The 11906-nt window shown below is 39.0% G+C and carries 11 protein-coding genes; 8 read left to right on the top strand and 3 right to left on the bottom strand.

The window, feature by feature from the left end; translation table 11 throughout:
* Nucleotides 1-196 precede the first annotated feature (196 nt).
* Complete coding sequence (locus tag OQX61_RS00055; RefSeq protein ID WP_265839594.1) at nt 197-1507, top strand: Gfo/Idh/MocA family oxidoreductase; 1311 nt, start codon at nt 197-199, stop codon at nt 1505-1507.
* A 1-nt stretch (nt 1508) separates the two neighbouring features.
* Here OQX61_RS00055 and OQX61_RS00050 read toward each other — a convergent pair whose 3' ends face one another.
* The gene (locus tag OQX61_RS00050; protein WP_265839593.1) at nt 1509-2372 is read right to left on the bottom strand and encodes an AraC family transcriptional regulator; all 864 of its coding nucleotides are present in this window, start codon (nt 2370-2372) and stop codon (nt 1509-1511) included.
* Between the two features lie 137 nt (nt 2373-2509).
* Between OQX61_RS00050 and OQX61_RS00045 the strand changes: the two genes are divergently transcribed.
* Nucleotides 2510-3394, top strand: coding sequence for a phytanoyl-CoA dioxygenase family protein (locus OQX61_RS00045; RefSeq protein WP_265839592.1), 885 nt, complete (start codon nt 2510-2512; stop codon nt 3392-3394).
* Nucleotides 3369-4226, top strand: coding sequence for a sugar phosphate isomerase/epimerase (locus OQX61_RS00040; RefSeq protein WP_265839591.1), 858 nt, complete (start codon nt 3369-3371; stop codon nt 4224-4226). Before OQX61_RS00045 ends, OQX61_RS00040 begins: the two co-directional genes overlap by 26 nt.
* Nucleotides 4227-4276: 50 nt before the next feature.
* On the opposite strand, the gene OQX61_RS00035 is transcribed toward OQX61_RS00040, so the two are convergent.
* Entirely contained in the window at nt 4277-4765 is a 489-nt protein-coding gene (locus tag OQX61_RS00035; RefSeq protein WP_265839590.1) for a hypothetical protein, read from the bottom strand.
* Nucleotides 4766-4979: 214 nt separating this feature from the next.
* Here OQX61_RS00035 and OQX61_RS00030 point away from each other — a divergent pair, with 214 nt between their 5' ends.
* Nucleotides 4980-5423, top strand: a complete 444-nt coding sequence (locus OQX61_RS00030) for an SRPBCC domain-containing protein (RefSeq protein WP_265839589.1) — start codon at nt 4980-4982, stop codon at nt 5421-5423.
* 77 nt (nt 5424-5500) lie between these two features.
* Here OQX61_RS00030 and OQX61_RS00025 read toward each other — a convergent pair whose 3' ends face one another.
* Nucleotides 5501-6940, bottom strand: coding sequence for a DUF5689 domain-containing protein (locus OQX61_RS00025; protein ID WP_265839588.1), 1440 nt, complete (start codon nt 6938-6940; stop codon nt 5501-5503).
* 449 nt (nt 6941-7389) lie between these two features.
* Between OQX61_RS00025 and OQX61_RS00020 the strand changes: the two genes are divergently transcribed.
* The 4 genes from OQX61_RS00020 to OQX61_RS00005 form a co-directional block, all read left to right on the top strand.
* Entirely contained in the window at nt 7390-8451 is a 1062-nt protein-coding gene (locus OQX61_RS00020) for a helix-turn-helix domain-containing protein (RefSeq protein ID WP_265839587.1), read from the top strand.
* 129 nt (nt 8452-8580) lie between these two features.
* Nucleotides 8581-10977, top strand: coding sequence for a TonB-dependent receptor (locus tag OQX61_RS00015; RefSeq protein WP_265839586.1), 2397 nt, complete (start codon nt 8581-8583; stop codon nt 10975-10977).
* 150 nt (nt 10978-11127) lie between these two features.
* Entirely contained in the window at nt 11128-11283 is a 156-nt protein-coding gene (locus OQX61_RS00010; protein WP_265839585.1) for a hypothetical protein, read from the top strand.
* A gap of 280 nt (nt 11284-11563) precedes the next feature.
* On the top strand, nt 11564-11906 hold a 343-nt coding region (locus tag OQX61_RS00005), incomplete at its 3' end, for a hypothetical protein (RefSeq protein ID WP_265839584.1).

The raw sequence follows: 11906 nt of genomic DNA, 5'->3' as shown, positions 1-11906 counted from the left end.
AATTCAGCAACAATAATTGATTGTACCAATCATTGCTTGTGGTTTTGTTACAGCGGTTTTTTGATGCTAAGTATTATCGTTATCAGATTAAATTGACATGATCTTCATAAATCAAACAATAAAAATTCAGGTAGCAGTAAATAAATATCAGAAATTTTAACCTATTTTTAAATGATCACCCTTAACTATAAATTTTATGAATTCTGAACTAGAAAAGCCTAAAGTTATTAATAGAAGAGATTTCCTTAAAGGAGCTGCTATTTTATCCGGTTTTATGATCGTTCCCCGTCATGTATTGGGTGGTGTTGGTTATGTCGCACCCAGCGATCAGATTGCATTGGGATTTATTGGTACCGGAAAGCAGTCGTTTGGGTTATTTAATTCCTTTAAGGGAATTGATAAGGTCAGAATATTAGCGGCCTGTGATGTTCACAAAACTAAAATGAACCTTTTTGCGGATGAGGTAAACCAATTTTACGCGGGTAAGAATACCTCAGGATCTTCTAATAGTTGTTATAGAGATAGCGATTTCAGAACGTTATTGAACCGTAAAGACATTGATGCGGTGGTAATTGCGGTGCCAGATCATTGGCATGCTCCGATTGCAGTAAGAGCAGCGGCTGCGGGCAAAGATATTTATTGCGAAAAACCACTTTCATTAAGTATTGGGGAAGGTAGGGCAATGGTAAATGCGGCAAATAAGTATAAAAGAGTTTTCCAAACCGGGAGTATGCAGCGTTCTCACGAAGAATTCAGAAAAACTGCTTTAATTATGAGGAATGGCTATTTAGGTGATATTCAGTCCATCAAAGTTAGTATAGGAGGGGCACCATTACCTTACGACTTACCTAAGGAAGAAGTTCCGGAGGGCCTTGATTGGAATTTTTGGCTGGGACCAAATGAATATGTTCATTACAATAGTTTGCTTAATCCGACTTTGGCAAGGCCATCTAACTGGGCTAAATGGCGTTATTATCAAGGTTTGGGAGGGGGTGATGTAACTGATTGGGGTGCACATATGTTCGATATTGTACAGTGGGGATTGGATATGGATAAAAGTGGGCCTGAGCTGATAACGCCACCAAATGGCGCAGACCACCCGTTTTTATCATTAACTTATGCAAATGGAATTAAGGTAACTCACGAAAATTTCGGAAAAAATAATGCGATACAAATTATTGGAAGTAAAGGTAAGCTGGAAGTGCAGCGGGGTAGTTTGGTAACTGATCCAATAAATTTAAAAGATCACTTGTTTTCTGAGTCGGAACAAAAAGTTTATGTAAGCACAAATCATTATCTGGATTTTATTAATGCCATACAGCAACGTGGTGAAACCGTAGCCAGTGTAGAAACCGGTCACAGAAGTGCAACAGTAGGCAATTTGGCAAATATCGCGTATACTTTAAAGCGTCCGTTAAAATGGGATCCTGTTAAGGAAAAATTCGACAATGATAAAGAAGCTAATCAGTTAACTACGAGAAGTATGAAAAAGGAGTGGAGGGTGTAAATTAATCACCCTCTATTTTATGATATTTTAATCGGAATTGTAAAGGGGAGATTTGTTTAAATCGCTTAAATTGGCGGAAAAAGAAAGGTAGTGTTTCATAACCACAGGCGTAACTAATCTGTTTAACCTGGAGATCTGTTTCTATGAGTTGTTTGCAGGCCATATTTAACCTGAATTCATTTAAAAAGATGAAAAACGTTTTCTTCATTACTTTGCTGAAAAATCTGGAGAAGTTCTCTTCACTCATGTGTAAATGTCCTGCGATGTCCTCCAATCTTATTTTAGTTCCATAATGTTGTCTCACATATTGATAAACGGAATTGATTCGCTCACTTTGCTGTGAAGCGGTCATGATCGCAAAATTGTGATCACAAAGGGTTTGAAATTGAACCTGGTCAGCCATGAGGTCCAGGAGATTTAGAAAACACATTAACTTTTCAAAGGATTCCATTTTAAGCATCCTGATGAAGATGTCTTTAATTTCGGCGGCAAATAGTTTATCAAACCGGATTCCTTTTTCAGAAAGGTCTAACATCCTTTTTATGTGGGTAAATTCAGGTTGTCTCAACCAGTCTTTCCCCAATAAATCAAGATCCCATTGAATCACAATGGCCTGGGCTTTATTGATCTGTGGACCTACATTTTTCCAGCAATGAGGTAGGTTTGGGCCCAATAGAATCAGGTCATTGTCCTCAAAATTCTCAATACTATTCCCCACATAGCGCAAACCGGAACTTTTTAGAATGAAGGTTAATTCAAATTGTGGATGAAAGTGCCAGGGCGCATCAAATTCGTCTTTTTCCTGGAAGAATGCCTTTAAGGAGCTTGATGGTGGAGGTGAAATAGATTCAAAAACTGGTTTCATGGGAAATATCTTATTCTTTGCTCATTCTGACTTAATAGATAGTTTTAACTACAAGATAGGTGATTATTAAGTCAAAATAAGCTAATTCGGGTATCTTTTTATTCAATTACTTTGTGTGACCAATCAACAAACCAAACATGCAGGATTTTTCAGAATTTCACCATCAGATCACTGATACATTTAAAAAACCGGCGGGCAAAATCCAATGGGAGGAATACCGGTTAACCGAAGAGCAAGTCCAGTTTTTTAATGACCATGGGTATTTAAGTAACATTAAGCTTTTAGAGGAGGAGCAGGTTGAGGTTTTAAGAAATGACCTCCATGAAATCACCAATGCGAATCATCCCGGAAATCATCTCTTTCATGAGTTCCATTCCAATGAATCTTCAAATCCGGAAACTGTTTTATTTCATGCACTGGGGGCCTGGCGTATTACCAAAGGTTTTCATGATACGCTTTGGAACCCTGCCTTTCTTATGGCTGCAAGTCAGTTGCTAGGGGATAAAGGGGTTAGATTCTGGCATGACCAACTATTTTGTAAACCGGCAAAGCATGGGGGAGTTGTTGCCTGGCATCAGGATTATTCTTATTGGACAAGGACTGTCCCAATGCAGCACTTAACCTGCTGGGTTGGATTAGATGACGCTACGACTGAAAATGGCTGCTTACTATATGTTCCTAAAAGTCACAAATGGGGCTTGCTTGAAAAACCTGAACTAGCGGGCGACATGAATGGTATTGCAGATCACCTGACTGAAAAGCAAAAAGAAGAATTTGTTCCTGTTTCCATTGAAATGAAGAAGGGGTATGGCACATTTCATCATCCTTTATTATTACATGGATCCAATGAAAATAAATCTAATCATTCCAGACGGGCATTTGTATTAAATGTGTTTGCTGATGGGACACAATCTGCCTCAAATAAAGTATTGCTGAATGGTGTACCTGCAGTTCCTGAAGGTGACCAGATGGAGGGGCAGTTTTTCCCAATGCTATTTGATCCGGCAGCACAGTATAGCTAGAACTACAATTTTAAATATGAAAATACAATTCTATTGTCCACGCTGGGGTTCTGAAAATACTAACTGGGATGATTTTTGTCAAAAAGTAAAACTGGCAGGATACGATGGTGTGGAGACACCTGCTCCAGAAGATCCAAATGAGCAAAATATAATGACCAAAGCATTGGAAAAGAATAATTTGCTTTTGATTGGCCAATACTATCAATCGTTTGAAAAAGATTTTGACGAGCATAAAGCCAATTATATAAAACATTTATACCTGCTGTCATCATTTAAGCCACTGAAAATCAATGCTCAGACAGGAAAGGATTATTTTAGTTTTGAGCAGAACCTGGCGTTATTTGCTGTCGCAGATGCAATTGCTAAGGAAACCGGCATTCCTATTGGTCACGAAACACACCGGGGTAAAGCTTTATTTGCCTCGCATATAGCGCATCAGTTTCTAAAGGAATTACCAGATTTAAGGATAACCGCAGATTTCTCTCATTGGTGCAACGTAGCTGAAAGTTTACTCGAAGATCAACAAGAAGCACTTGCTGTAGCCTGTAAACGAGTTGGGCATATTCATTCCAGAGTAGGAAGCTCGCAAAGTGCACAGGTAATTGACCCACGCTTACCTGAATTTAAAACAGAACTGGAGGCTCACCTGAACTGGTGGGATGAAATTATCAAAGATTATCAAAATAAAAAAATAGATAAAATAACCATTACTACTGAATTTGGTCCTGCGCCATATATGGTTCATTTACCCTTTACTAAGATGCCGGTAGCCAATCAATGGGATATCAATTTATATATGATGCACTTATTGAAAGAAAGATATGGCAAATAAACCTGCTGTCTGGTTTGTAGTATAACTATTGATTTGACCAATGATCTTATCTATACCCGAATGGAATGCAAATGATGGGTACTAAAAGGGAATTTTAAAATAACCTCAATCTTCTGGTTAAAACGACTTTTAACCGCGCTATTAACCTGCCCTATGGTTCTATTAAATTTATCAACCACTTCCTGGAAAAGTTTCTTTTCTTCAGGTGTTTTAGGTGAATGAAATACAGTTTCAAAATAAATTGTATCCACATCACGATAAATTTTAAGGTATTCTTCAGCATGATGATCCTTAAGAAACGCTACTATAAGGTTAATCAACTGGTCATAGTGATACGCTTTGATGTGATCTTTACTCATGGCATGTGGAACGCTAAAATTCGAATAGGTATTTAATTTCAGCTGATTTTCAGGAATTTCTACATCCTCAAAATCAAGAATACACAAACCTTTTTTCTCATTTACATCCTTGATAAAAGTGAACACCTGGTCACCTTCGCCCGTCATGTAAATAACCCTGGTTGATTGTTCGAATTCCATAACATTTGACATTTAAGACCTATTAAAAATACCTCAAAAAAAATCAGCATACAAGACTAATGTAGCACTGGACCCCGCCTTATCTAAATTAGGCCTCCTGCCAATATGGTTTCAACTAAAAGACTTTTTTATAAAACCATTGCGCTGATGAAATTGTTTAAATGACTCATTATTAGTTCTGCGCCTATTTTATGCTACCTTAAAAATTATTTCTATGAAAACATTACAGTTCACAAAAGAGATCAACGCACCGGCTCAAAAAGTTTGGGACACGCTTTGGAACGAAACTACTTATTCCCAATGGACTGACGCTTTCAACCCAGGTGGCGGTTCGGCCGTACAAAGTGATTGGAAGGTTGGAGGCAGAACCCTCTTCGTGGATCGAAAAGGCAATGGTATGATTAGCACCATTAAAACCAAAAATGAACCTTATGAAATCGTATTTGAGCACCTGGGACAAATAGCTGAGGGGAAAGAAGATACCACCAGTGAAAAAGTGAAAAGCTGGGCCGGTTCCCTTGAAGAATACCATCTTTCGGAAGAAGACGGGATTACTAAACTTAAAGCTTCTGTCCAAATAGCAGAAGAATGGGCGGAGGACCTGAACAAGGGCTTTACTAAGGGACTGGAAGTAGTGAAAAGACTCTCAGAGCTGTAAAGTAATCTTGAGTGGTTTCATTTTTATCACATTTGGGCAGCGGTCAATTGTACCGCTGTTCAAATGTAAAAATAGCTTTATTGAAAGCCCATTTCCACTTTATCAATTAATATCGGGATATAGCGATCTCGATTTCTAGTGGTGATACCAGCTGTTTTCCTTGAAGAGAGATTGATGATTCTTATCGCAGGATTATCCAGCCATTTCTGTCTGTTTATTGAGGTAATACCCATTGCTTTTAGATCTTCCATGTTGGAAGGGATAATAAAGATAGCGTTATAAAATTTACCAGTTTCTTTGATAGGAGGGGTCAATAATGCAACTCGATAGTAGTCCTCGAATCCTTTTGGCGTGACCAGTTTTCCTGGAATGAGTTCGCCTGTAGATTCTATTGGTATTTCTACTCCTATATTCACTACATCGGTCCCGGTATTAAATGGCAACACGTTGATCGCAATTTCCTCATAACCCACACTCTGCTCTATGAAGCGGATATCACCAGTACTTTTACTCGCTGCAAATGTGATTTTTAAAACTTTCAGGCCTTTCAAACTCAGTTTATCACTAGAATATAGCTGTAGTTTGGAGGCAAGGGAATCTTTTGGTAGATAAGGATAAATCTTTCCCGATTTCGTAAAAACGGCATCTGCCGGATTTACCAACTGTTTGATCGTCCCATCCTTCGTATCTCCAGACCAGTTTGCTAATTCAGTAAGCAATGCGTATCGCTCCATTACTAAATTATAAGTCCAGGTTGTGTATCTCCAGGTTGTAAATTCATCTCTAATATATTTTAATGGAAGAATGTCCGAGGTATTTCGGGGCGCTAGTTGCAGCTTACTTCCATTTAAATGTACAATACCCACAATACTCATGATATCCTGAGGCAGCCCCTGGCCATTAAATACTGCATCTTCGATGATATACGAGGCAAGGGTAGCCTTTCCATCTGAGATTTTCATATTGCCCGAATAGTTTCCGTTATCAGAAATAAGTTTGCCGGCTGAGATGCGTATTAAGCTACCTTCCCAATCCTTTTTATTTGCTTCGAGTTCTCTGACACTGGTTTCACGCGGGATAATTTTCCCGACACCCAGCTTTTTCACTAAATTATTCGCTAAATCCTGCAAGACAACCGTTTCATTCAGTGTGGTTACCGTCTGCCCAAGAATTTTGATTTCCAGACTGTCATTTAATTTAAATTTATGATCCGCTTGAAGCTTTACCATGATCCCGCTCTTGCCGCTGCCTTCCTGTAGGAACAAAGTTTTGTTGTTAACAACATTTTTTGAGCTGGCATCCGAGATAACGACGCCTCTTATTACGCCCTCGTCTTTAATTTTTACAGATTGTTCTGTACTTAAAGCCTTTATAGAAGCAATAGAAATTTGGTTGACAATAGGGGGAAGCCCTGGCTTCCGAATCGGCTTGTTATCTTTCTTGCAAGAGACCATACTAAATAGGAAGATCAAAAGCATCGATGATATTACGGGATAAGCTGGGTGTATTTTTTTCATAACTAATTTTTAGGGCTAAGTTTTTGAAAGATGTAAAACATAGCCCCTTTGCTTTTATAATAGGTTGATTTAAGCAGGAAATTTAATTGGGTAATACTATCCTGATTATAATAAAAGTACAATTATTATATCTGAATTATATTATGAATAATAAATAATTAAGTAACATTTTAGTCTAGTCCCTGCGTAATGTCCAGCTATTGTCCATATTAAGTGTGGCAGTCGTAGAATAAATACCAGAGGGGAAATCAATTAACACTGCTTTGGCTGTTTCGGAGGGGTTTAGGACCTGACCTTGTGGAACGTCTGCGAACTGACGTTTTAATCGCAATTGTTATACAATAAATATACAATTTTTTAAAAAATTTAAGAAAAAGAACGCTCAATTTATTACTAATGCTGAATTGAAAAAAAGGTACATTTGAGCTACCACCACCTATAACCCTTTTATGAACGTCGGTAAGGAACTTTTGTTTTTTTTTAGTGCTCTGGGAGCTTTCAACGGGCTTATTCTAAGCTTGTACTTTTCTTTTTTCACCAGGAAAAAATACCTGAGCAGTTATTTCCTGGGCGCGTTGTTGTTTGTCCTGAGTGTGCGGATTGGTAAATCAGTTTTTATATATTTTGATGGTAGTCTGCCGAAGATTTATCTGCAGATTGGTCTTTCCGCCTGCTTTTTTATTGGCCCTTTCCTTTATTTTTTTCTGAAGTCCACGGTTAAGGGATTGGAGCTAATTCCTGAATCCTGGAAATGGACGATGGCTTCGTTATCTCTGGCGATACTTGTGACGGGTGTATGCTATCCTTATGAAAATTATTCAGGGCTCTGGAACCAATACTTTAGCAAGGTTATTTATTTGCAATGGTTTATTTATATCGTGATGTCGACCTTTGCGATTAAAGGAATCCTGAAAAAAATGTTCAACAAAGGGCAGCAGTTGACTCCTGCTGAAACCTGGTTACTGGTGATCTTTTTCGGGAATGTAGTGATTTTCATTGCCTTTTTTCTAAGCCTGATCCGGGCACCATTTACTTCCTATATCAGTGGTGCAATTGGTTTTTCCCTGATCTTATACCTGATTATTTCTGTGCTTTTGTTTAGAAAGAAGACCGACGACCTCTTTCTACTCAGTCCGAATAAATACCCGGGCAAAAAAGTGAATGAAGAAGAAGTCGGAATTTTGCTGGGGAAACTGGAAAGAGTCATGACAGAACAGGCGGTTTACAGAAATCCGGATTTAAAATTAAGTGACTTATCGAAAGGGATAAATGTAAGCAGTCATCAATTGTCGCAGTTTTTGAATGATAATCTTGGGAAAAATTTTACAACCTTTGTCAATGAATTCAGGATCAATGAAGCTTGCAGGATCATCTCAACGGATCACCGGCTTACGTTGGAATCAATAGGTTATGAGGTGGGTTTTAACTCAAAGTCTACTTTCTTCGCTGCGTTTAAGAAACTGAAAGGGACTACGCCCTTGAGTTATCAACAGCATACCTTACAAAAGTAATTACCGGTTTCTGAACCTGGTTCTTTGTGTTAATTTATAAATCCGTACTCCTGATTACTGTTTCCGGCACCTGCTGCAGGAATTTACTATTGATTTTTGTGAAAAAGAAAAACCAAATCCAATTCGCAAATGAAAATCCTGGTGATCACATTCCTCAGTATCCTGACTTTATTCTTCCAGTCCCTAAAATTAAAAGCCCAAAATATCCAGAGTATCTCTGGCAGGGTAACCGATTCCAATCATGAGCCCCTCATGGGGAATGTACTGCTTTCCGCTGTTGCAGATCCTGCTTTTAAAAAGGGCATCAGCTTCCTGAACGGCAGCTTTGAGTTGTCAGAGATCAATCAAAAAGAAGTGATTTTGAAATTAACCTCCTTGCTTTTTGCCGATACCCTGATCCGGGTAAAGTATAACGGAACGGTAGCTATTGATTTGGGAACTATTGTGATTAAACAACGTAACGTTCAATTGAATGAAGTTCGGGTCAGTGTTCAGGTGCCTTTGACGCGGCATTTGGCAAATGGTAACCTTGAGGTGAAGGTTGCCAATACCATACTTGCGAATAGCAGTTCCTTAACTGAAATCCTCAGCAGGGCTCCAAATGTCATCATCACTGACGGGCAGATTTCTGTGGCAGGTAGAGGCGAAGCCACGATTTACCTTAATGGCAGACTCATCACTGCTGAACGGATGTCTTCTATTCCCGCTTCGCAGATAGAGAAGATTGAGATCATTTCCAATCCCTCTTCAAAATATGATGCAGAAGGAAAAGCGGTCATCAATATCATTACCAAAACTAATGCTGGAGAAGGGCTGCTCGCCTCCGTCAGTCAGCAGGTTACGGCATCTGAATTTGCAGGAATGAATACCAATACCATGTTTGACTTCAATTACAATAAAGAAAAGCTATCTGTAGTAGGTAATTATGGTCTTTTTCAAGGAAAGGACAGGGAGCGGCTATATACCACCAGAACCCGGCCCTCGGAAGAAGATTATTTGCGGTCCGAGTTAACCACGAACTGGAACCGCAAACTTCGTAACCTCTCCAATTATGGGCTCGGTGCTCAATATAGTATCAATAAAAACAAGAGCCTTTCTCTGGGCTATAGCGGGAATTTAGAAAAACAGGGGGGGAGTCAGGATAGTAGGAACAACATTACAACCAATGAAGGAACGCGCTTTTATACCAGCGACATCAAGAAAAACGAACACCGGCTAAATCACTCCTTTACTTTTAATTACAACCAGTCTTTAGATACACTGGGCTCGGTGTTTTTTGTCGGAAGTCAGTATTCCGATTACCATGCCGACATTAATGACCTCATTGATGAGCAAAGTTTTATCGATGGAACAGATGCGTTCAGGGTCTTAAAAAATGATGTTCAACATAAGATTCTGATTTCCAGTACGCAGGCGGATTATGCCAAAGTGTTCAATGCCAGAGAAAAGCTGGAGCTAGGGCTTAAATTCAGCTATGTGAATACCAACTCTGGTACCGGTTTCCTGATCGCAGATAATGGGGGAGATTTTAGACCGGATGAAAACCTATCCAGTGATTTTGAATACAGAGAGAAGATACCGGCTGCCTATCTCAATTACAGCGGCCTGATTATGGGCAAGATTAACCTCGGACTAGGCCTTAGGGGAGAATGGACCAATTACACATTAAATACGAGTGTGGGCGGGGGGCAAGTGATCCGGGATAATTATTTTAATCTTTTTCCGAACCTAATGCTCAGCAGGATGATTTCTGAGCGGCTTAAATTGAGTGCTTCCTACGTTTCGAGGATCACCAGGCCGAGGTATCAGGCCTTAAATCCATTTGTGATCTATCAGGATCCTTTTACAACCATAGAAGGAAATCCCAACCTTATTCCGGAGAAAGTCCATGCTTTTGAATTGGGCGCATATTACCGGAAAATTGACCTGAGGGTCGGTTATAATTATGTGAATGACCCGCTTAATTCCGCCGCTTTGAGGGGGAGTACGCCAAATAGTTATGTCTTAAAGGGCCTTAATCTGGAAAAGAGTCATGCTTATTTCGCTGCACTTTCTGTCTCTACAGGTATCGGATTCTGGACGGCTATAAATACAGTAAACCTGAGCTATACCAAAATGATAGATGATCAGTTCTCCTTTGTATCCCTGGCGCCAAGGCCACAATGGTATTTATATTCCAGCAACACGTTTAAGGTGAAAAACCTATTTAAGGTACAGCTGTTGGCCTGGTATCTTGGAGAGCGGTCTTCAGGATTGTATCAAAACCGAAGCAGGTCTTCAGTGACAATAGGGGTTGATAAAGAATTTTTTAAAGATGCATTGAAGTTGAAGTTTTTGGCAAACGATATCTTTCATAAAACAAATAACTCCGGAGATTATAGCGTTGGGCAAACCGATATATTTTTCGACAGGTCATTTAACAACAACTATTTCCGGCTGATGGCCACTTATAGTTTCGGTAAACTGAAAAACAGCACTTACAAAAATAAGGCAACAGGGCAGGCAGAAAATAGCAGGGCAAATTAATGTTAAAGCACAAACGGTCAATTCTTCGAAATAGAAACTATAGTTGTAGACCTTTTTATTTAGAGCTTTTATTTCCCTATGTTATTATAGGGCATTAAATTAGTCGTAATTAGTCCGGAAAACTGCGTTTCTCCAGAAAGCCGATCTCCGGTGCCGCGATCTGGCGGGATATTTAAACCTCTTGCCAACTGGCAGAGCAATGTGCAGACAGACCAGCGTTTAGTTACCGGGCAAAATCCCGCTTCTACCGGAAAACTGGCAGAAGAGATGATTCGCCTGCTGGCAGATAAAACTTCTGGAAAATAGATTCAATTACCCAGCATGAGTTTCATTAGAAATTTTGAGTTTTCGGTAAAACAAGAAAGCTTGCAATCATTTGCTTTGCAAGCTTTCTTTTAGCTTTGATGCTATTCTCTGTGATCCCTGCCGGGGCAAATGTCGAACACTTTTATAGATGATTGTATGAAATTAATGGTATTATATGCTTTTGGTTGTTCCGGGAAAGCAAGTGAAATTTATTAAGTTGTGTTTATCAGTTAGTTACCTTAACTTCATTAAGATTCAATTAATCTAAACCATATTGCCGATGAAACGCATCATTAATAAAGTAAAGGATTATTGGCACTCTGACACCAGCTTTATCACATTGTTGGTAATGCTGATTTTTATGGTATTTGTTATGCCCATTTTGGTAGAGGGAGCTGTAGTAGACATTTTGTTTTTAAATGTTTTATTCCTGACGCTCTATTTCATTGGTATTTTTTCAAGTGAAGACAAATGGAACATGTATTTATCATCATTTCTGTTCATTGCACATTTGATTCTGCTGGTGATTAGATTTGACGATACACCGCAAGAATATTATTTGCTGGAGCGTTTAGTTGGGCTTGTTAATATGAGTCTGTTCATTTTTATTAATGTAAGGTTGT

It is taken from the genome of Pedobacter sp. PLR, assembly GCF_026239675.1.
Taxonomy (GTDB): Bacteria; Bacteroidota; Bacteroidia; order Sphingobacteriales; family Sphingobacteriaceae; genus Pedobacter.
This window is presented reverse-complemented; position numbering and strand designations above follow the sequence as displayed.